This window comes from Streptomyces sp. NPDC002853 (assembly GCF_053591915.1).
This window is the reverse complement of record NZ_JBSFUS010000015.1, coordinates 184,444-204,887: the sequence shown is the minus strand read 5'-3', so window position 1 is coordinate 204,887 and position 20,444 is coordinate 184,444. Positions and strand designations below refer to the sequence as shown.

Annotated in this window: 21 protein-coding genes; 13 read left to right on the top strand and 8 right to left on the bottom strand. The window is 72.4% G+C overall.

The genetic code is table 11. The annotated features are described in order from the left end of the window. Nucleotides 1–10: 10 nt before the first annotated feature. A complete protein-coding gene (locus ACWD02_RS36210) occupies nt 11–748 on the top strand; it encodes an acyltransferase (RefSeq protein WP_451219006.1) in 738 nt (245 codons plus the stop codon). 72 nt (nt 749–820) lie between these two features. On the opposite strand, the gene ACWD02_RS36205 is transcribed toward ACWD02_RS36210, so the two are convergent. Continuing rightward, nucleotides 821–1,684 carry an EamA family transporter gene (locus tag ACWD02_RS36205; protein ID WP_451219003.1) on the bottom strand — a complete coding sequence of 288 codons (864 nt, stop codon included), beginning with the start codon at nt 1,682–1,684 and terminating at the stop codon, nt 821–823. Nucleotides 1,685–1,778: 94 nt separating this feature from the next. Here ACWD02_RS36205 and ACWD02_RS36200 point away from each other — a divergent pair, with 94 nt between their 5' ends. Together ACWD02_RS36200 and ACWD02_RS36195 are read left to right on the top strand one after the other, a co-directional pair. After that, entirely contained in the window at nt 1,779–2,363 is a 585-nt protein-coding gene (locus ACWD02_RS36200) for a helix-turn-helix domain-containing protein (protein ID WP_363206611.1), read from the top strand. 29 nt (nt 2,364–2,392) lie between these two features. Beyond that, nucleotides 2,393–2,950: a YbaK/EbsC family protein gene (locus ACWD02_RS36195; protein WP_451218999.1), complete on the top strand. Its 558-nt coding sequence runs from the start codon at nt 2,393–2,395 to the stop codon at nt 2,948–2,950. A gap of 48 nt (nt 2,951–2,998) precedes the next feature. On the opposite strand, the gene ACWD02_RS36190 is transcribed toward ACWD02_RS36195, so the two are convergent. From ACWD02_RS36190 to ACWD02_RS36180, 3 genes are read right to left on the bottom strand one after another with little or no spacing between them, the layout of a single operon-like run. Continuing rightward, nucleotides 2,999–4,216 (bottom strand): CaiB/BaiF CoA transferase family protein, encoded by a 1,218-nt coding sequence (locus ACWD02_RS36190; protein ID WP_451218997.1) that lies wholly within the window; start codon nt 4,214–4,216, stop codon nt 2,999–3,001. A gap of 57 nt (nt 4,217–4,273) precedes the next feature. Beyond that, entirely contained in the window at nt 4,274–5,866 is a 1,593-nt protein-coding gene (locus ACWD02_RS36185) for a sensor histidine kinase (protein ID WP_451218995.1), read from the bottom strand. A gap of 38 nt (nt 5,867–5,904) precedes the next feature. Further along, nucleotides 5,905–6,561: a response regulator gene (locus ACWD02_RS36180; RefSeq protein WP_451218992.1), complete on the bottom strand. Its 657-nt coding sequence runs from the start codon at nt 6,559–6,561 to the stop codon at nt 5,905–5,907. Between the two features lie 234 nt (nt 6,562–6,795). Between ACWD02_RS36180 and ACWD02_RS36175 the strand changes: the two genes are divergently transcribed. From ACWD02_RS36175 to ACWD02_RS36155, 5 genes are all read left to right on the top strand, one after another. Continuing rightward, nucleotides 6,796–7,563 carry a GNAT family N-acetyltransferase gene (locus tag ACWD02_RS36175; RefSeq protein WP_451219177.1) on the top strand — a complete coding sequence of 256 codons (768 nt, stop codon included), beginning with the start codon at nt 6,796–6,798 and terminating at the stop codon, nt 7,561–7,563. Further along, nucleotides 7,560–8,351, top strand: coding sequence for a lysophospholipid acyltransferase family protein (locus tag ACWD02_RS36170; RefSeq protein WP_451218989.1), 792 nt, complete (start codon nt 7,560–7,562; stop codon nt 8,349–8,351). The genes ACWD02_RS36175 and ACWD02_RS36170 overlap by 4 nt, the downstream gene beginning before the upstream one ends. 166 nt (nt 8,352–8,517) lie before the next feature. Beyond that, nucleotides 8,518–8,781, top strand: coding sequence for a hypothetical protein (locus ACWD02_RS36165; RefSeq protein WP_451218986.1), 264 nt, complete (start codon nt 8,518–8,520; stop codon nt 8,779–8,781). A gap of 67 nt (nt 8,782–8,848) precedes the next feature. After that, nucleotides 8,849–9,616 (top strand): hypothetical protein, encoded by a 768-nt coding sequence (locus ACWD02_RS36160; protein WP_451218983.1) that lies wholly within the window; start codon nt 8,849–8,851, stop codon nt 9,614–9,616. Between the two features lie 162 nt (nt 9,617–9,778). Further along, the gene (locus ACWD02_RS36155; RefSeq protein ID WP_451218981.1) at nt 9,779–10,372 is read left to right on the top strand and encodes a sigma-70 family RNA polymerase sigma factor; all 594 of its coding nucleotides are present in this window, start codon (nt 9,779–9,781) and stop codon (nt 10,370–10,372) included. Between the two features lie 425 nt (nt 10,373–10,797). On the opposite strand, the gene ACWD02_RS36150 is transcribed toward ACWD02_RS36155, so the two are convergent. Then, nucleotides 10,798–11,202, bottom strand: coding sequence for a CoA-binding protein (locus ACWD02_RS36150; protein ID WP_363313172.1), 405 nt, complete (start codon nt 11,200–11,202; stop codon nt 10,798–10,800). Between the two features lie 38 nt (nt 11,203–11,240). Further along, nucleotides 11,241–11,816: a TerD family protein gene (locus ACWD02_RS36145; protein WP_363206712.1), complete on the bottom strand. Its 576-nt coding sequence runs from the start codon at nt 11,814–11,816 to the stop codon at nt 11,241–11,243. A gap of 186 nt (nt 11,817–12,002) precedes the next feature. On the opposite strand from ACWD02_RS36145, the gene ACWD02_RS36140 reads away from it, so the two are divergent. Next, complete coding sequence (locus tag ACWD02_RS36140) at nt 12,003–12,680, top strand: thiaminase II/PqqC family protein (protein WP_451218976.1); 678 nt, start codon at nt 12,003–12,005, stop codon at nt 12,678–12,680. 14 nt (nt 12,681–12,694) lie between these two features. Here ACWD02_RS36140 and ACWD02_RS36135 read toward each other — a convergent pair whose 3' ends face one another. Continuing rightward, nucleotides 12,695–13,339 carry a TetR/AcrR family transcriptional regulator gene (locus ACWD02_RS36135; RefSeq protein ID WP_451218973.1) on the bottom strand — a complete coding sequence of 215 codons (645 nt, stop codon included), beginning with the start codon at nt 13,337–13,339 and terminating at the stop codon, nt 12,695–12,697. Nucleotides 13,340–13,520: 181 nt separating this feature from the next. On the opposite strand from ACWD02_RS36135, the gene ACWD02_RS36130 reads away from it, so the two are divergent. Together ACWD02_RS36130 and ACWD02_RS36125 are read left to right on the top strand one after the other, a co-directional pair. Further along, nucleotides 13,521–14,969 carry an APC family permease gene (locus ACWD02_RS36130; RefSeq protein ID WP_451218970.1) on the top strand — a complete coding sequence of 483 codons (1,449 nt, stop codon included), beginning with the start codon at nt 13,521–13,523 and terminating at the stop codon, nt 14,967–14,969. A 17-nt stretch (nt 14,970–14,986) separates the two neighbouring features. Then, nucleotides 14,987–16,615 carry an amidohydrolase gene (locus tag ACWD02_RS36125; RefSeq protein WP_451218968.1) on the top strand — a complete coding sequence of 543 codons (1,629 nt, stop codon included), beginning with the start codon at nt 14,987–14,989 and terminating at the stop codon, nt 16,613–16,615. Here the strand turns inward: ACWD02_RS36125 and ACWD02_RS36120 are convergent. Next, nucleotides 16,590–17,270, bottom strand: coding sequence for a 4'-phosphopantetheinyl transferase family protein (locus ACWD02_RS36120; RefSeq protein ID WP_451219174.1), 681 nt, complete (start codon nt 17,268–17,270; stop codon nt 16,590–16,592). The two genes, ACWD02_RS36125 and ACWD02_RS36120, sit on opposite strands and share 26 nt — an antisense overlap. Nucleotides 17,271–17,370: 100 nt before the next feature. Between ACWD02_RS36120 and ACWD02_RS36115 the strand changes: the two genes are divergently transcribed. Both ACWD02_RS36115 and ACWD02_RS36110 read left to right on the top strand, forming a co-directional pair. Further along, entirely contained in the window at nt 17,371–17,997 is a 627-nt protein-coding gene (locus ACWD02_RS36115; protein ID WP_451218965.1) for a YigZ family protein, read from the top strand. A gap of 57 nt (nt 17,998–18,054) precedes the next feature. Next, nucleotides 18,055–20,415, top strand: a complete 2,361-nt coding sequence (locus tag ACWD02_RS36110) for an FHA domain-containing protein (RefSeq protein ID WP_451218962.1) — start codon at nt 18,055–18,057, stop codon at nt 20,413–20,415. Nucleotides 20,416–20,444 lie beyond the last annotated feature (29 nt).

Genomic DNA, 20,444 nt, shown 5'->3' with positions numbered 1-20,444 from the left:
ACGTGAGCGCGTGCCGAAGAACAGGAACACGTTCTCATCCGCGGTCGCCGACTGGCGGCGCCGCGCGACCCAGCGCGCCGTCCACGCGGGCTGGGCCTGGGTGCAGCGGACGGGTGCCGTCACCGCGCAGCGGCCGGGCAGGCTGCGGTTCGGCGCGATCGGCCACGGCACGAAGCTGTCCTTCCCGCAGGGGACCGTCTTCGGCGAGCCGTGGATCCGCATCGGTGACCACTGCATCATCGGCGAGCAGGTCACCCTGACCGCCGGGATGATGCCCGACCTTGACCTCGGCCCCGACCCGATCCTGCGCATCGGCAACGGCGTCGTGCTGGGCCGCGGCAGCCACGTCATCGCCGACACGACGGTGACGATCGGCGACGACTGCTACTTCGGGCCCACGGTGTACGTGACGTCCACGAACCACTCGTACGACGATCCGCACACGCCCATCGGCAAGCAGTGGCCGCGCATGGAGCCGGTCGAGATCGGCCCCGGTTGCTGGATCGGCACGAACGCGGTGATCCTGCCGGGCGCGAGGATCGGGCGCAATGTCGTGGTGGCCGCGGGAGCCGTTGTGCGGGGCTCCGTGCCCGACCACTCCGTGGTGGCCGGGGCGCCTGCCCGCGTCGTGCGTACGTGGGATGCGGAGGCGGGATGGCAGCCGCCCCTTCGGACGCCTGCGCCTGTTCCTATTCCTGACGGGGTCACGCCTGAACAGCTGCTTGCTCTGGGGGAGTTGGAGGGGTAGTCCGCTGCCTTGCTCGGCTGCGGGTGCGCTGTGCTCGCTCGCGCAGTTCCCCGCGCCCCTGAAGGGCGCGTTTCAGCTGGCCAGCAGTACCGTTCCCACCAAAGCCAGGCCCGCCCCCGCTGCCTGCACGCCCCGCAGTCGTTCCTTCAGTACCGCCCGTGCCGCCAGCGCGGTGATCACCGGGTACGTCGACGAGAGCACCGCGGCCAGGGTGACCGGGCCGTTCTGGGCGGCGATCGAATACGTGCCGTTGGCCGCTACGTCGGCCAGGCCGACGAAGGCGAGTGCCGGGAGCGCCGCCCAGAGCAGCCGCATGCCCGTGCCCTCGGGCAGCGCGACGCCGCCACGCTTCACGGAGACGAACAGCGCGGCCCCGCCCGCGGCCACATTCGTCACGCGCTGCACGAACAGGGCGAGGAACAGCCCGGTCAGGTTGCTGGATGCCTCGGAGATCAGGGCGAGGACCGCGCCGAAGCCGAAGGCCGCGAGGAGAGTGAGCAGTACCGCCTGCCGCTGCACGGGGGCGCCGCGCAGCTCGGGACCGCCCGCGAGCACGATCCCCACGATGGCGACGGTGAGCCCGGCGAACTGCGGGACCCCTGGCCGCTCGCCCATGAACAGCCCCACCGCCACCGGCACGACGACGCCCACGGAGGCGAGCGGGGAGACGACGCTCATCGGGCCGATGGCCAGGGCCTTGTAGAAGGCGAGCATCGCCACCGGGCCGAGCAGGCCCGCCGCCACCGCGAACCACAGCTGCGGCCCCCACTCCGTCCAACCGCCCGTGGTGACCACGATCACGCCGAGGACGATCACGGCGATGGTCTGCGAGGCGACGACGACGGTGAGCGCGGGGATGCGTCGCGTCAGCAGTCCGCCGCCGAAGTCGGCCAACCCGTACATCAGGCTGGTGGCCAGAGCGAACAGTGCTGTCATCGAAGATCCTCGCAGTACAGTGTGGTGAACCCTTAGGTGCACCACACCGTAGTTCAATATCCTAAACTCTGTCATCCAAAATATTGGACGGAATGTGTCGGACCTCGATCAGCTCACCCAGTCCCTCGCCCGCAACCTCAAGCGCTGGCGCTCGGAACGGGGCTTCACGCTCGATGCGCTCGCGGCCCGCGCGGGCGTCAGCCGCGGCATGATCATCCAGATCGAGCAGGCCAGGACCAACCCCAGCGTCGGCATCACGGTGAAACTCGCCGACGCCCTGGGCGTCAGCATCACCACGCTCCTCGACTACGAACAGGGATCGCACGTACGGCTCGTGCCGCCGGAGCAGGCGGTGCGCATGTGGTCCACGGAGGCGGGCAGCAGCACGACACTCCTGGTCGGGACCGAGGCGCGCGGGCCCTTCGAGCTGTGGGCGTGGACGCTGATGCCCGGTGACGGCAGCGACTCCGACGCGCACCCGCCGGGGACGATGGAGCTGCTGCACGTCGCCGCTGGCGAACTGACCCTCCTCGTGGACGGCGTGGAGCATCTCGTGCCCGCGGGGTCGGCCGCGTCCTTCGAGGCGAACGTGGCGCACGGCTATCACAACAAGGGCGCCGAGCCGGTCGAGATGACCATGTCGGTGTCGGTGCCCCCGGCGCACGCCTCGTCGTACTGAGCCGCGAGGCGGCCTGTTAGCGTGCGGCCATGCGTGCACCCATGGGAGATTTCGACGACGTCCGACCCGCGCCCGAGGCTCTTGAACTCCTCGTCGCACCCGTCGCGGAGGCCGTGCGCGGATGGAGCGGGAGCGTCCCCGCCGAGCAGGTCCTCCATGTCGACACCGACCCGCGGTGGGCCGACACCGCCACCTTCGTGGAGCACTACGGCCAGGACATCCTGGAGCGGTCCGCGAATTGCGTCGTCGTCGCGGGCAAGCGCGGCGGCGAGACCTCGCTCGCCGCGTGCCTGGTCCTCTCCACGACCCGCGTCGACGTCAATGGCGTCGTGCGCCGCCAACTCGGCGCCCGCAAGGCCTCGTTCGCGCCGATGGACACGGCGACCGTCGAGACCGGCATGGAGTACGGCGGCATCACGCCGGTCGGCCTGCCCGCCGCCTGGCCGTTGCTCGTGGACGCCGCCGTCGTCGACCTCCCCTACGTCCTGATCGGCAGCGGCAGCCGCCGGGGCAAGCTCATCGTGCCCGGCAAGGCGTTCGCCGAGCTGCCCAACGCGGTGGTGCTCGAAGGGCTCGGCGTCGCCTGACACGGGACCGGTGCACCCCGCCCGGCACGGGCGGGGTGCACGCCCCGCTCATCCGCACACCCCTTCCGCGCGCAGCCGCGAGATGTCGTCCGGCCCACGCCCCAGCTCCCCGAGGATCCGGTCGGTGTGCTCGCCCGCTGCCGGCACCGGGTCCATGCGCGGGGCCACGCCCTTCAGGTCCGCGGGCGGCACCAGCGCCTGTACGGGGGACGGGCTCCCCGGAATGGCGACCTCCCGCCAGCGGTCGCGCTCGACGAGCGCGGGGTGCTCCAGGAACTCGGCGACCGAATTCACGCCCGCGTTGGCGATGTTGGCACGGTCGAGGAGCTCCATCGCCTCGTCACTGCCGAGCCGGGCGAACCGCGCGGAGATGATCGCGTCGAGTTCGTCGCGGTGCGCGACCCGGTCGGAGCCGGTGGCGAACCGCGGGTCGTCGGTCAACTCGGGCTGCCCGATGACCTGTTCACACAGGGCGGCCCACTCGCGCTCGTTCTGCACGGACAGCAGCACGTCCTTGCCGTCGGATGCGGTGAACGGGCCGTAGGGCGCCACCGTCGCGTGCCGGGCGCCCACGCGCGGCGGCTGCGTACCGCCGTACCGCGTGTAGTACGCGGGCTGGCCCATCCACTCGCCGAGCGCGTCGAAGAGGGAGACCTCGACGGCCGGTCCGCGCCCGGTGGTGGCACGGGTGAAGAGCGAGGTGAGGATGCCGCTGTAGGCGTACATCCCGCCCGCGATGTCCGCGACGGTGATCCCCGCCCGGACCGCCTCGTCGGGCGTTCCGGTCAGCGACAGCAGCCCGGTCTGGCACTGCACGAGCAGGTCGTACGCCTTCCGCTGCGACCAGGAGCCGCTGGTGCCGTACCCGCTGACGGTGCAGGGGATCAACGAGGGGTAACGGGCCTGGAGTTCGTCCGCGCCCAGGCCGAGACGGTCCGCGGCACCCGGGGCGAGGTTCTGCACGAACACATCGGCGCCCGCGAGGAGTTCGTGCAGGATCGCCCTGCCCTCCTCGGACTTGAGGTCCAGGGTGAGGGATTCCTTGGAGCGGTTGAGCCAGACGAAATAGCTGGCCTGGCCGTGCACCGTGGTGTCGTAGCGCCGGGCGAAGTCTCCGCCCCCGGGGCGCTCGACCTTGATGACGCGGGCACCGAGGTCGGCGAGCTGGCGGGTGGCGAAGGGAGCGGCGACGGCCTGCTCGAGGCTGACGACGGTGATGCCCTCCAAAGGGAGGTGACCTGCCGGTTCGTGGTGCGTCGTCGCCATGACTGCCTTTCGTTCGCGGGTGCGTCGTGAGTCTGTACGGTCACACAGGACGCCGCTTCAGTGGCCCTCGCCCACGACCGACTTGGACACGAGCCGCCCGTCGTCGAAGCAGAGGCGGTAGCCCTCGCCCGACATGAAGCGGGTGCTGTAGTACGCGCAGTCCTGGCCGCGCGGTGTCGCGGGCGCGCCGTCGGGCGGTCCGTCCATGGTGAAGTCCGGCAGCCGGGACTCCACTTCGTCGCGCGGCTGCCCGGCCCGCAGGCCGTCGTACACCTCCCGGTCGAGGACCGAGAAGACGGAGCTGATCAGGCTGAGGGGGATCATGAGCAGCAGGATTGCGGCCAGGACCGCGAGCGGGGTCAGGACCGTCTGGGCCAGCCGCCGTCTGATCTGCCGCCTGGCCAGCTCCAGTTCCCGGGCGGAGGTGGAGGGCCGGGGGGCGTCGGTGGTGCGTGGGGCGGCCCCGGCCGCGGGCAGTTCTGCGGTCACGCCGAAGCCGCCGTCGTCCGTGGGGTCCGCGCGCAGGGTTCCGCCCGCCAGGCGCACCCGCTCGTCGAGGCCGACGAGTCCGCTGCCGCCCGACGCCACTCCGGGCAGGCGGCCCGCCGGGGCCGGGTCGTTCACCACCGTCAGGCGCAGCGCGTCGCCGTCCCGCGTGATGCGGACCCGGACCGCGGCGCCGGGCGCGTGTTTGGCGGCGTTCGTCAGGGACTCCTGGAGCACACGGTGGACGGCGAGAGCGACCATCGGCGCCAGGTCCCCGGTGGCCCCCAGCCGTTCGAGCGTGACGTCGACCCCGGAGGCCCGCGCGCGCTCGACCACGGCTTCCGGGCTCTCCTCCGACGGCGCCCTTGGCGGCACCTCGTCGTCGGCCCGGAGCACGCCGATGATCTCCCGAAGCCGTTCGGTCGCCGCGCCCGCGGCCTCGCGCAGCTCGCCGACGGCCGCCTGCCGGCGGGCGTCGAGGGCGGGATCGACCTCGAGGACGCCCGCCTTGACGGCGATGAGCGTCAGGTCGTGGCCGAGCGAGTCGTGCATGTCGCCCGCGATCCGTGCCCGTTCGCGGATACGGGCGCGGTCCGCGACAGCCTGCTGCTCGCGTTCCATGCGCTCGGCGAGCCGCCAGCCGCTGGCCGTCAACTCGGCGTACTGACGGCGGTAGCGGCCGAGAAGCCAGGGCAGCACCACGCCGATCAGGAAGGTCAGGAGCATCGTGGGCCAGCTCCACAGATCGCTCGCCACGAACCCGCACAGCACAAGGGCGGCCACGGCGACCGCCCCGAAGAACCACAGCGCCGGACGCACCGCGACCGTACGACTGCCGGCGAGATACCCGAAGAGGGCGAGCGCCGCCCAGTACTCGGGCGTCAGCATCCCCGGATCCGCCAACAGGCTCAGCGCGACGGGTATGGCGAGCGCGGCGAGCGGCCACCGCCTGCCGAAGACCACGGCGCCCCCGAGCAGCGGAACACCCACGGCCGCGACGACGGCGTCACGCCCGTCGGGGCCGAGGGCGGCCGAGAACGGCGGCGCGCACACCACGAGCCCCAGCGCGAGGTCGAAGAGCCGGGGAAGGAGGGGTGAGAGCCGGGGAAGGAGCGGGAAGGACTGGGGAAGGAGCCGGGAGAGCCAGCCGTTTGCGCCGCGCATCCGCCAAGCATCGCCGATCCTCCCGGACCCCGGGGCGCTCATTCCTCGCCGACGAGCCCCGCCTCGTACGCCAGGATCGCGGCCTGCACCCGGTTCTTGAAGCCGAGGCGGGCCAGGACCTGGCTGACGTACGCCTTCACCGTGCCCTCGACGACGTGCAGCCGCCCGGCGATCTCCGCGTTCGACAGACCGGCCCCGACCAGCGCGAGCACCTCACGCTCGCGCGCCGTCAGCTCCTCTACGCGGGCCCGCGCGGTGGCCTGTTTGCCGAGCTGCCCCGCGCCGAGACGGGAGATGACCCGCCGCGCGATCGACGGAGAGAGATACGCGCCGCCCTCGGCGACGGCCCGTACCCCGGCGATCAGTTCGCGCGGAGCGCCGGACTTGAGGAGGAAACCGGCGGCCCCGGAGCCGAGCGCGCTCGCGATGTACTCGTCCTCGGAGAACGTGGTGAGCATCGCCACCGCCGTATCGGGCGCGAGCTCGTTCAGCTCGGCCGCGGCCCGCAGGCCGTCGAGCCGCGGCATCCGGATGTCGAGGAGGCAGACGTCCGGACGGTGCGCGAGTGCCAGGTCGACCGCCTCGCGCCCGTCGGCCGCCTCGGCGACGACCTCGATGTCCTCGGCGGTGCCGAGGATCGCCCCGATCCCGGCCCTGATCATCGCCTCGTCGTCGGCAAGCAGCACTCGGATCATGTGCGCACGCTACCCCGGCCGTTGATGACCTCACGAAAGTGTTGACGACCTCACGAAAGTGCGTGGCAGGTGTTTGCGCTCGCCGTTCACCTGATGCTCACGCGTGTCCTGACCGTCGGCCTCGCGGCCATCGTGCGCAGTTCAGCCGGGGCCATCACCGTGCTGTTCGTGCTGCTGCTCGTCGTGCCGACGAGCTCCCCGCACGACCCTCCCCGAACGGAGACCGGATCTGTCATGCCCTCGGCATCCGCTACCCCTCTGACGCCCACCGCTCCCGCCGTCACCCGTGCGTACCTCACCTCCGTCGCCGACTCCCAAGAGCAGATCCGGGCCGCGCAGCGGCTGCGGTACCGCGTCTTCGGCGAGGAGATGGGTGCCACGCTCCACACCTCCCTGCCCGGCCACGACGTGGACCCCTTCGACGACATCGCGGACCACCTGATCGTCACCGACACCACCACCGGCGAGGTCGTCGGCACCTACCGCCTGATGCCGCCGGGACGGGCCGAGAAGTCCTACTCCGACAGCGAGTTCGACCTGCGCGCCCTGGAAGGACTGCGGTCCTCCACGATCGAGGCCGGCCGCTCCTGCGTGCACCCCGACCACCGCTCCGGCGCGGTGATCAACCTGATGTGGTCGGCCCTCGCCCGCTACGTCCTGCTCTCCGGCCACCGCTATCTGGCGGGCTGCGCCTCGGTGCCGCTGTCCGACGGCGGCAGGGCGGCGTCGAGCGCCTGGCTGCTCGGCACGTCGCGGCACGCGTCGCCGCCCGAGCTGCGGGTGCAGCCCCGGCGCCCCTGGGTGCCCACCGCGCCGCCCGTGGAGCGGCCCGCCTACACCGATCTGCCGCCGCTGCTGCGGGGCTACCTCCGTCTGGGGGCGTGGATGTGCGGGGCGCCCACGCACGACCCCGAGTTCGACGTCGCCGACTTCTTCGTCCTCCTGGACATGGACCGGCTCGGCGACCGCTACCGCCGCTATTTCCTGGGGGAGACGCAATGAGCCCCGCGCGAACCCCCGCGGCGCTGTGCACCCCGGCCTGCGTCACCCGCTCGGCGCCGGAGGCGCCGCCCGCCGAACTGGCCCGCCGTTACGCGGCATTGGCGTACGAGATCGGCGTCGGCGTGACGCAGGGCGCACGGCTCGCCGAGCCGCGGGCGCTGCGGGCGCGGGCGCATGGGATTCTGGGCGCCCTGGGCATACGGCTCGAGGCTGGGCCGGAGCGGCTGACGGTGACAGGTTCCCGGCCCGGCACCCTGATCGTCGCCAACCACATCTCCTGGCTCGACGTCGTCAGCCTGCTCGCCGTCGAACCGGTGACCGTCCTGGCCAAGCGGGAGGTGGGCCGGTGGCCGGTGATCGGGTCGCTCGCCCGGCGGGCCGGAAGTCAATTCATCGACCGCGACGGGATACGCCAACTCCCCTATGTGGTGGCTGAGTTGGCGTCGAACCTGCGCTCGGGCCGCTCCGTCCTCGTCTTCCCGCAGGCCACCACCTGGTGTTCCGTGGCCGGTGGCCGCTTCCGCCGGGCCACGTTCCAGGCGGCGGCCGACGCGGGCGCCCCCGTTCGGCCGGTCACCATCCGCTACTACCGGCACGGCACGCGCAGCACCACGGCGGCCTTCCTCGGCGACGAGTCCTTCGGGGCCTCACTGCACCGCGTGGCCCGCGCCCGTGGCCTGACCGTCCGGGTCACCGCGCACTCCCCACTGCGCGGCTCCGACCGCCGGGAACTGGCCGCCGCGGCCCAAGCGGTCATCGGCGCCCATGAGATGCCCGCTCATGTGTGAGCCGCCCCGAAGGAGGCCCAGCCGTGCCGGATCATCCCCTCCGAGGATGAGCGGGTGGAACCCCTGCTCACATCACGGGAACTCGGGCCCCCGCGCGGCCGACTCCTGAACAGGCGCGGGCGCGACGGTTCCGCGCTGTCGCGTCACGAGTGTCAGGAGAGCGGCGATGAGCGACCGCCCCCAGTTGTCCCTGCTCTGCGGTTTCCTCGCGCTGCTCGCGGTGATCTTCGCGGTGTCGTACGCCGTGGGGTCGGCCGTCGGGCCGGGCGCCCCCGGCACACAGCGGACCGAGACCGAGAGCGGGACCGAGGGCGGGACGGACAAGAAACCCGGCGGTGACGGTGGCGGCGGGACGCATGAGGGAGACATGGGGGGCATGCACTCCGGCGACGACATGGGGGACATGCGTTCCGGCGACCCCGGCCGGTGAACGCGGCGGGGGCATTTCGCGTACCCGTCCGTGAAAGGAGGGGCGCGAATGCAAGGATGGCCCCGCCATGACTGCTGGATGGTGTTCTCGCGCGGTACGGGCTGCGGTGTTCGCGGCCGCCTGCGTGCTGCTCGCTGCCCTGGGGCACGTCATGATGTCGGGGGCCTCGGTCCCCTGGTGGACGTTGGGAGCCGGCGCCGTCGGAGTCGGCGGCACGGCGTGGCTGCTGGCCGGGCGCGAACGGGGGCTGCCCCTGGTCGTGTCCGTGGCGGTGGCCGCTCAGGCCGCGCTGCACTCGGGGTTCTCGCTGGCCCAGGCCGTCGCGCAGCCGTCGGCCGGAGCGCCGCTCGTGCGGCGCTGGGTGCAGCACATGCTCTGCGCCGCACCGATGGGCGCCGACTCCACGGGGTCCATGGGAAGGGCACAGGGCTCGGCCCTGTCGGCGCCGATGCCCGACCCGGGGACGACGCCCATGCCCGCAATGCCCGGCATGTCGGCGTCGTCGACGAGCTCAGCCATGGAGCACATGGATCACATGGGCGGCGGCCACGACATGAGCGGCATGTCGCCGACCGGCATGCTTGCCGCCCACCTTCTCGCCGCGCTCCTCTGCGGCCTCTGGCTCGCGCACGGCGAACGCGCGGCCTTCCGTGTCGCGCGTGCCTGCGCCGGGTGGCTCGTCGCCCCGCTGCGGGTGCCACTCGCGCTGCCCACACCCGCACACCGGCCCCGCATCCGGCTCCATCGCCACCGTGCGGCGGGCCGGCCGCGGCCGCTGCTCCTCGTCCACGCCATCACTTCTCGGGGTCCGCCCGCGGGGACCGCTGTCGCCTGACAGCTGGTTCCCCGACGCCGTTCCATGCCGCGCCACCTCGCGCGGCCTGACGGCTCGGGCATCGGTCGAACGCACTCTCGCGCGGCCGTACCCCCTCACCGGACCCGCCGGACGCACGCACGCACGGCGTGTCCGGGTCCCGGATCCCGAGAAGGACACCAGGTGATCATTCCTGCCCTGCCCAGCTCACCCGACGAGTCGATAACGGCCTGGGCGCTCGCCGCCCGCGCCGGAGACCCCGAAGCGGTCGAGCACTTCGTACGCGCCCTCCACCGGGACGTCCGCCGGTACGTGACGTATCTCGGCGGCGACCCGCAGGCCGCCGACGACCTGACGCAGGACACGTTCCTGCGGGCCCTCGGCAGCCTGCACCGGTTCGAAGGGCGCTCGTCCGCCCGCACGTGGCTGCTCTCCATCGCCCGGCGGGCGGTGATCGACAGCTTGCGGTACGCCGCGGCCAGGCCCCGCCTCTGCGACACGGACGACTGGCAGTCCGCCGCGGAGCGGGCCCAGCCCAGGGGCCTGCCGGGCTTCGACGACGGCGTGGTCCTCGCCGACCTGCTCGCGACGCTGCCCGACGAACGGCGTGAGGCCTTCGTCCTCACCCAGCTCCTCGGACTGCCCTACGCGGAGGCCGCGTTGCTCACCGGCTGTCCGGTGGGCACGGTCCGCTCGCGGGTGGCGCGGGCCCGCATCGCGCTGATGGAGCGCGTGCGGGAAGCCGAGCGCCCCGCCCTGGTGGGCGCCGCGGCCTGACCCGCCACGGTGCCCGGGGGGTGGCCGTGTCCAGGCACGGCCACCCCCCCCCAGGCCCTGAGCTGTGCCGGAGTGAGGCGGTCCGTTCCGGCGCAGCCCAGGGCTACGGCCACGCGGACCGACAGCCGGCCCAGTGAGGTGGCCAGTTGGGCGACCGCCGGCGAGTGCGCGTGCCGCTGCGCGCGACCAGTACAAGTACGGTCAGCGCGTCCCCGACGGGTCCGGAACCACCGGCTCATGTCGTGGCTGCTCAGGCATGCCCCATCTACCGGCCGGCCCTCGGCGCACTGTCCGGCACCGGGAAAGGGCCCCGCGGCGGGTGGGCCGAGGAGCAGCGCTCCCGCGCTCTGTCAGGGGGCGCCGGGGGAACTGCGTGGCCAGCCCCGCCGGGCCCGCAGGGTGATCCCCGCAGACCCGGTGAAGCGTCAGAGCATCGGCAGTTCGATCGCCGGGCAACGGTCCATCACCATCTCGAGGCCCGCGGCCCGAGTCCGCTCGTACGCCGCCTCGTCGATCACGCCCAGCTGGAACCAGACCGCCTGCGCGCCGATCGCGACGGCCTCCTCGGCGGCCTGGCCCGCGAGGGCGCTGTTGAGGAAGACGTCGACGACGTCGATCTTGAAGGGCACCGCGGAGAGGGACGGATATCCCTTCTCGCCGTGCACCGTCTCGGCCTTGGGGTGGATCGGGACGACCCGCTTCCCGTACCGCTGCAGGACACCGGCGACCCCGTACGCCGCTCGCTCCTCGTTCGTGGACAGGCCCACGACCGCCCAGGTGTCCCCGAGTTCCGTCAGGATCTTGCGCACTGTTGCCGGATCGCCGTACACGTCCCGCTCCTTCTGTTGAGGTTGGTCAGGCGCGAACGTCAGACGTTCACGCCGAAGTCCGACGCGATGCCGCGCAGCCCACTGGCGTAACCCTGGCCGACCGCGCGGAATTTCCACTCCGCGCCATGGCGGTAGAGCTCGCCGAAGACCATGGCGGTCTCCGTCGACGCGTCCTCGGAGAGGTCGTAGCGGGCGATCTCCACGTTGTCGGCCTGGTTGACGACGCGGATGAAGGCGTTGCGGACCTGGCCGAAACTCTGGCCGCGGTTCTCGGCGTCGTGGATGGACACCGGGAAGACGATCTTCGTGATCTCGGCGGGCACCTGCGCGAGGTTCACCTTCACCGCCTCGTCGTCGCCCTCGCCCTCGCCCGTGAGGTTGTCGCCGGTGTGCTCGACCGAACCGTCGGGACTCTTGAGCTGGTTGTAGAAGATGAAGTGCTGGTCGGAGACGACCTTCCCCGAGTCGTCGCAGAGCAGGGCGCTGGCGTCCAGGTCGTAGTCCGTGCCGGTGGTCGTGCGGACGTCCCAGCCCAGGCCGACCAGGACGGCGGTGAGGCCGGGGGCCTCCTTGCTGAGCGAGACATTGCCGCCCTTGGCCAGGGAAACTCCCACGATGTCCTCCTGAAGTCCTGAGGTGAAGTGCGTACCCGGCCGTGGTCAGGGCCGGGACCTAAAAACTACAACACTGTAGAAAGAGGCGGGATGGCCTGCCCCCTCGTGCCGCGTCCCGTTACGATGTGGCGCTCCTTGAGGGGCCGTCAAGAGAGCCGGTTCTGCCGAAGGCGGGAAGGACGGACGATGACACGGACCGCACAGGAACTGCTCGACGACGTGGTGGCGCGGCTCGCGCCCGATCCGGCGGCCAACCCGCTCGTCCCACGCCTCGCGGACGGCACCGCGAACCGTTCCGCGATCACCGCTCTCGCCCTGGAGCAGCGCTCCGTGATCCCCGCCGACCGCCGCTCCTTCCTGCACCTGGCCGCACGCTCGGCCGACACGGGCGAAACCGAGTGCGAGGCGTTCTTCCGCACCCTCGCCGAGGGGGAGACGCTCGCCTTCGACCGGCTCGGCAGCCTGATCGCGGCATGCGGCGTGGACAAATCCGACGCCGAGGCGTACGAGCCGCGGGCGGGCTGCCAGGCCTATCCGGCGTACGTGGCCTGGCTCGCCCTGAACGGCACCCCCGTCGACGTGGTCCTCGCCCTGACCGCCAACTTCGCGTCCTGGGGGGCCTATTGCGCGACGCTCACCGACGCCCTGCCGGCGCACTACGGCTTCGGCGAGGAGGCCTGCGGCTTCTTCGCCCTCTTCGCCGGGCCCGCGCCCGACCTGGAGCGGCAGGCGCTGGCCGCGGTGCGTGCGGGCATGGACCGTGGTCTCGACGCGACGGGATCCGCCCTGCGTCACGGGAAGCTCCTCCAGCGCTACGAGGCGATGTTCTGGGAGACGCTCGCCGACCCGGCGCGCGGCCTCTGACCGTCTCGGCCGGCCTACGCCGGGCGCACATCCGCCAGTTGAGCCACCAGCCCTCGGATCAGCGCGTCCAGTCCCGACGCGAAGGCGTCCTCGGCCCGCCCCGCCTTGTCGCCCCCGACGGCACTCTCCAGGGCTGCCGCCAGGACGGGCACCCGTGGCGCGTGCCCGGCCGGGTCGATCATCATCGGCGGCGCCACGAGGTCGAGCGCCGAGCCGAGCAGGAAGGACTCGACGCTGGTCATCGCCGCGACCAGCCGCTCCTGCGGCCAGCCGCCACGGGCCAGGGCCGTCACGACCGCCTCGTACATGCCGAGCGTGGCCGGTGAGCTGATGGTGGTGGTGGCCAGCAGGCCGATGGAGTGCGGGTGCCTCGCGAAGGCGTCGCGGTACGAACGGGCCCACGCGGCAAGGGCCTCGGGCCACGGCAGCGTGTCGAAGGCGGAGACGTCCATCTCCTCGACGATCAGCCGCCGTACGCCCTCGATGACCTCGGCGCGGCCATTGAGATGGTTGTAGAGCGAGGCGGTCCGCACCCCGAGGCGCGCAGCGAGGCGGGGCAGGCTGAACGCGTCGGCCCCCTCGGCGTCGATCAGCGCGAGGGCCTCCCGCGCTATCAGATCCGCGTCGAGCACCGGTATGCGCGGTCTCCCTCTGCCCATGGCCCGGCAACTCCCGTCTCTGCGTGGGGCCTTCCCCCCGGGCTGTCCCCGGGCTGTCCCCGGGCTGTCCCCGGAGTCCTCCTGTGGACGGGGTCTTCACAGCCGCCCGTGTGCAGAGTACGGTCCTGCCCAGCCCGAACTAAAGGCTTTAGTTTATTCCTCTTGCTGCCCGGGAGCCCGCGTGACCGCACCCCCCTCCCACGCCGACAAGGGCCTCAGCGGCGGCGCCGTCGGCACCGGCGATCTCGTCTTCTTCGTCGTGGCCGCCGCGGCGCCGCTGACCGTGATGGCTGGAGTGGCCCCGCTGGCGATCGGCATGGCGGGCCGGGCGGCGCCCCTCGGTTACCTGATATCGGGGCTGCTGCTCATCGTCTTCGCGGCCGGATTCACGGCGATGAGCCGCTTCGTGCGCAACGCGGGCGCCTTCTACGCCTACATCGGGCGCGGGCTCGGGCGCCCCGCCGGCGCCGGGTCCGCGTACGTCGCGCTGTTCTCGTACAACGCCATCGAGGTCGGACTGCTCGTCGCCTTCGGCTGGTTCACCGAGTCCGGGTTCGACGACCTGACCGGGGTCCGCGTGGCCTGGTGGATCTGGGCGCTCGCCGGGCTCGTCGCGATCGGTGTGCTCGGCTATCTGAAGGTCACGTTCAGCGCCAAGGTGCTCGGTGTCGCCCTGGTCCTCGAAGTGCTCGTGCTGCTCGTCCTCGAAGCCGGCTTGTTCGCGCACGGCGGCGGTCCGCAGGGCTTCGACCTCGGCACACTCTCACCCCAGCACCTGGACGGGCCGGGCGTCGGCGGCATGTTCGTGCTCGCCGTCGGTGCGTTCGTCGGGTTCGAGGCGACGGCCATCTACGCGGAGGAGGCGCGGGAGCCCGCACGCACGGTGCCGCGCGCCACCTACATCGCCGTGGCCTTCCTCGCGCTCTTCTACACCTTCACGGTGTGGACGATCATCAACGCGTACGGTTCCGACCGCGCGCAGGCCGTCGCCAAGGGCGAGGGCGGCGCCGACATGGTGTTCGCGGCCACCGAACGGTTCGCGGGGGCCTGGGCCGCCGACTCCATGCACGTGCTGATCATCACCAGCGCCTTCGCCGCGACCCTCGCCTTCCACAACGGCGCCGCCCGCTACTTCTACGCCCTGGGCCGCGAGGGGCTGTTGCCGCGCCGTCTCGCCGCCGTGTCCCCGAAGACGCGGGCACCGGTCGCGGCGGTCGTGGCGCAGTCGGGGCTCGCGCTGGCCGTGGTCGCCGTGACCGTCGTCAGCGGCGCCGATCCGTACACCGTCACGTTCCTGTGGAGCAACGGCTCCGGCATCCTCGGCGTGATGCTGATGCAGGCGCTCGCCGCGCTCGCGGTGTACGGCTTCTTCCGGCGCGATCGCCGGGGCATGCCCGCCTGGCGGGTTCGCGCGGCCCCGGTGGTCGCGTGCGCGGGCCTGGCGGTGCTGATCGCCCTGGTGTGCGCCAACCTCGATCTCCTGACGGGCGCTTCGGGCGGCGTCAACGCGGCCCTGATCGCGCCGCTGCCCGTGCTGTTCGTGGCGGGAGCGGCACTGGCCCTGCGAATCCGACGGCGCGATCCGCGGGCGTACGAACGACTGACGACAGTGGACGCGGAGAGCGTGTGATGGAGGAGCGGAACAGCATGGCGGACGAGACGGTGACGTGGGTCTTCCTGGGGGCGGTCCGCACCGGAAGCGATGCCCACGCGGACACCACGGCGCTCGCCGTACGCGACGGACGCGTCGTCGCGCTCGGGGACGAGGCGCACGACCTGGCCGAAGTGGCCGACGAGGTCGTCGAGTTGGGGGACGGGCTGCTCCTGCCCGCGTTCGGGGACGGCCACGCCCACCCGCTGTTCGGCGGCCTGGAGAGCTTCGGCCCGCAGATCAAGGACCTCACCTCGGTCGCCGCGATCGTCGCGGAGGTCGGGCGGTGGGCCGCCGCGCACCCGGACGCGGAGTGGATCGTCGGCGCGTCCTACGACCCGGCGCTCGCGCCCGACGGCGAGTTCGACGCCCGGTGGCTCGACGCGGCGGTGAGCGAACGGCCCGTCGTGCTGCGGGCCCACGACTATCACACGGTGTGGTGCAACTCGGAGGCGCTGCGCAGGGCCGGGGTGCGGGACTCGACGCCCGATCCGCGGCTCGGCTGGATCGTCCGGCGCGCCGACGGCTCGCCGATGGGCACCCTGCGGGAGTGGCACGCCTGTGACCTGGTGCTCGACCAGGTGCCCGCGCGCGAGGAGGCCGAACTGGTCGAAGCGGTGCGCCGCGCGGGCCGGGCGTACGCGCGAGCGGGCATCACCTGGGTGCAGGACGCCTGGGTGGAGCCGGAGATGGTGAAGGCCTATCTCGCGGCGGCCCGGCAGGGTGCGCTGAGCGTGCGCGTGGACCTGGCCCAGCGCGCCGACCCCGACCGCTGGCGCGAGCAGCGCAAGCAGTTCGACGCGGCGCGGGCACGGGTGAACGCCGAGGGCGGCCCGATGCTGTCCGCGCGCACGGTGAAGTACTTCAGCGACGGCGTGATCGAAGGCGGTACGGCCGCCCTGCTCGACCCCTATCTGGACGCGCCGCACAGCTGCGGCATGCCCGTGTGGGAGCCGGGCGCGCTCACCGAAGCGGTCCGCGCGTTCGACGCCGACGGCTTCCAGACGCACATCCACGCCATCGGCGACGCGGGCGTACGGGCCGCGCTCGACGCGGTGGAGGCCGCGGTCCACGCCAATCCCGGCTGGGACCGGCGGCCCGTGATCACCCACGTCCAGCTCGTCGACCCGGCCGACCTGCCGCGCTTCGCCGCACTCGGCGTCATCGCCAACTTCGAGCCCCTGTGGGCGCAGCCCGACCCGCTCCAGACCGATCTCTCCATGCCGCGGATCGGCGCCGAACGCTCCGACCGGCAGTACCCGATGGGGGAGTTGGCCCGCGACGGGGTACGGCTCTCGTTCGGCAGCGACTGGCCCGTCAGTTCGTACGAGCCGCTCGAAGGCATCCAAGTCGCGGTCACCAGGCGCACGTTCGACGGGCTGCCCGAGGAGGGCTGGACCCCGCACCAGCGGCTCACCGTGGAGCAGGCGCTCACGGCGGCCACCAGCGGCGTAGCCCACCAGGCCGGTGCGGACGACCGCGGCGCGCTCGTGCCCGGCGCGCCCGCGGACCTGGTCAGGCTCTCCGCCGATCCGCGTGCCGTCGATCCGATGGCCATCCGGCAGGTGCAGGTGCTCGGCACCTGGCTCGGCGGGGTGCCTACCTTCCGGGCGGAGCAGGAGTGAGCGGCAGGACGATGGCGGTGACCGCCACGCCGTCACGTATCAGCCAGGTGCCCGCGAAGCCGGTCAGCTCGCGCCCCGCCACCGTCGGCCCGGGGACGAGGAGCGCCGCGGTGAACGTGCCGTCCGGGGCCAGGTCAAGGCGCGCGTCCTCGAAGCCGAGCCAGCGGCCGGTGAGCGGGAACCACGTCTTGTAGACGGATTCCTTGGCGCTGAAGAGCAGCCGGTCCCAGGGCACGTCCGGGTGCCGGACGCCCAGCTCGGCGAGGGCCGCGCGCTCCGACTCGTCCGACACCAGCTTCAGGACGTCGGCGTCGGCGAGCGGAGCTGCCGGCTCCGCGTCGATGCCGACGGACAGGACCGCGGAGGCGCGGGCCACGGCGGCGGCGCGGTAACCCGCGCAGTGCGTCATGCTGCCGACGATGCCGTCGGGCCAGCGCGGCGCGCCCTTGGGCCCCGGCAGGATCGGCACGGGCGGCACGCCGAGCTCGGCCAGCGCGGTACGGGCGCAACCGCGGACCGTGGCGAACTCGCGGCGCCGCTTGTCCACGGCCCGCGCCACGACGTCCGCCTCCTCGGGAAAAAGGAAGGGATCGGCCGGGTCCTCGCGGGTCTCCGCGACGGTGACCGGAGCGGCGGCGAGCAGTGTCCCCAACACGTCAGTGGCGCGGGGGACTTGGCGTACGGGATTCGAAGGTGACGTCACAACGGGTCACCGTACCGGGGCCGCTCCCCGAGCGGGGGCCTACGCTGGCGGGATGCACGACGAGTACCGCACAGTGGCCCGCGAGGCCGTGCACGAGACCGAGGTCAACCGCTCGCGCTTCCTGTGCGCCCTCGCGCCCGCGGCCACCGAGGAGGAGGCCCAGGCGTTCGTCGCGCGTATCCGCAAGGAGCACCCGTCCGCTTCGCACAACTGCTTCGCGTACGTCATCGGTGCCGACGCCGGGGTGCAGAAGGCCGGCGACGACGGGGAGCCCGGCGGCACGGCCGGTGTGCCGATGCTCCAGATGCTGCTGCGCCGCGACATGCGGTACGTCATCGCCGTCGTGACCCGCTACTACGGCGGGGTCAAGCTCGGCGCCGGAGGACTGATCAGGGCCTATGGAGGCGCTGTCGGCGAGGCGCTCGACGCGGTCGGCACGCTGACCCGCAGGCGCTTCAGGCTCGCCACCGTCACGGTCGACCACCAGCGCGCGGGCAAGATCCAGAACGATCTGCGGTCGGCGGGGCGCGAGGTGCGTGACGTGCGCTACGGGGACGCGGTGACCATCGAGATCGGTCTTCCCGACGCCGACGTCGAGGCGTTCAGGGCCTGGCTGGCGGACGCGACCGCGGGCGCCGCGGTCTTCGAGCCCGGGGGAGAGGCGTACGGGGACGTCTGACGCCCGGCGGGTGCCCGAGCCCAGGCATGGATGCGTGCGAATGGGTAGAATTCGGGCATGGGAGAGCGGTCCGCAGCACCGACTGCGCCCGAACTCGTCCTGGAGACCGACACCGGCTCCACGGTGATGAGTCCGAGCCGGGACTATCACGTGGGACGCGACCCGTTGAGCGACGTCGTCATCGACGACGCCCGCGTCTCCTGGCACCACGCCGTCCTGCACGCCGAGCGCGACCACTGGACGATCGAGGACGAGCACAGCACGAACGGCACCTACGCCGACGGGCAGCGCGTCCAGGAGTGGGACGTCGGCGCCGGCAGCGTCCTGCGCTTCGGCAGCGTCACCGACGGCCCGCGCGCGGTACTCGTCGGCCGTACGCCGCCCCCGCCCGCCGCGCCCGAGCGCCCCTCCGCCGTCCGCACCCCCTCGGCGGCCACCGGCACCTTCCGGCAGCCGACGACCGTGCGCCCACTGCCCGCCCGCACCGTCCGCATCGGCCGAGCCGCCGACAACGACCTGGTCATCGACGACCTCGTCGTCTCGCGCCGGCACGCCGAGCTGCGGGTGCTCGCGGACGGCACCTACGAGATCGTCGACCTCGGCAGCCACAACGGCACCTATCTCAACGGCCAGCCGGTCGGCCGCGCCCCGGTCGCGGCCGGGGACATCGTCGGCGTCGGCCACCGCGCGTACTGCCTGGTCGGCGACCAGCTCCAGGAGTACGTCGACACCGGCGAGGTCTCGCTCGACGTCCAGGAGCTGACGGTCGCCGTCGACAAGGGCCGCAAGACGCTTCTGGACCGGGTCTCCTTCCCCGTCGGCGAGAAGTGCCTGCTGGCCGTGGTCGGCCCCAGCGGCGCGGGGAAGTCCACCCTCCTCAACGCCCTCACCGGGCTGCGCCCCGCCGACGACGGCACGGTCCTCTACGACGGCCGCGACCTCTACCGCGACTACGCCGAACTCCGTCAGCGCATCGGACTCGTGCCGCAGGACGACATCCTGCACGCGCAGCTCACCGTGCGCCGCGCCCTGGGATACGCCGCCGAGCTGCGCTTCCCCCAGGACACCGAGAAAGCCGAACGCCGGGCCAGGGTCGATGAGGTCATCCGCGAGCTCGGCCTCGAGCAGCGCGTCGACCAGCCCATCCACAGCCTCTCCGGCGGACAGCGCAAGCGCGTGAGCGTCGCCCTCGAACTCCTGACGAAACCGTCCCTGCTCTTCCTCGACGAACCGACGTCCGGGCTCGACCCGGGCATGGACCGCTCGGTGATGCACATGCTGCGCGGCCTCGCCGACGACGGCCGGACGGTCATCGTCGTCACGCACAGCGTGCTCAGCCTCGACGGCTGCGACCGGCTCCTCGTGCTCGCCGCGGGCGGCAGGATCGCCTACTACGGGCCTCCGAAGGACGCACTCCCGTTCTTCGGCTTCGATGAGTGGCCCGAGGCGTTCGAGGCCTTCGAGGGTGACCGCGACCGGGACTGGGCGGGGGAGTACCGGCACTCGCCCCTGCACCAGCGGTACATCGTCAACTCCTCGGCGCAGCCGCCGATGCCGCAGAGCGGGGCGGGCCCGGTCGCCGCGTTCGCACCGCCGCCCAAGGCGCAGAGCTGGGGCTCCCAACTCCGGACACTGGTACGGCGGTACACGGCCGCGCTCGGCGCCGACCGGACCTTCCTCGCGATCATGATCGCGCTGCCGTTCGTGATGGGCGCCATGGCCCGCGCGCTGTCCGGGAGCAAGCTGACGCAGGAGACGGCCATGAACGCGCTGCTCATCCTCTGCGTCGGCGGAGTCCTGACCGGTGCGGCCAACGCCGTGCGGGAACTGGTCAAGGAGCGTGTCATCTACCGGCGCGAGAGAGCGGTCGGGCTCTCCAGATCGGCGTACCTGATGTCCAAGGTCGTCGTACTGGGGACGATCACCGTCCTCCAGGCCGTCGTGCTGACCTTGGTGGCGCTGCTCGGCGTCGACCTCAACGCGCCCGGCGGCGAGGGCGTGCTGCTGCCACCCCTGGTCGAGATCACCGTGGCGGTGGCGATGCTGGCGTTCACGGCGATGATGCTGGGGCTCCTGGTCTCGGCGCTCGTGCGCAAGGAAGAAGTGACGATGCCGCTGCTCGTGCTGCTCGCCATCGTGCAGGTGGTGTTCTGCGGCGCCCTCCTGAAACTGCACGGGGTGCCCGGTGTGGAGCAGCTCGCGTGGCTCGTGCCGTCGCGGTGGGCGCTGGGTGCGATGGCGGGGACGATCGGGCTCGGCAGGATCGTGCCGGGGGAGCTGACCTCCGATCCCCTCTTCCGGCACTCGGCGGGCGTCTGGCTGCTCAACATGGGCATGTTGGTGGCCCTCTCGGTCGTGTTCGGTTACCTGGTGGCGCGGCTGCTGAGACGGCATGAGCCCGCGGTGATGCGGAAGTAGCGAGTGGTGAGTGGGAGCGGATTCGGGCA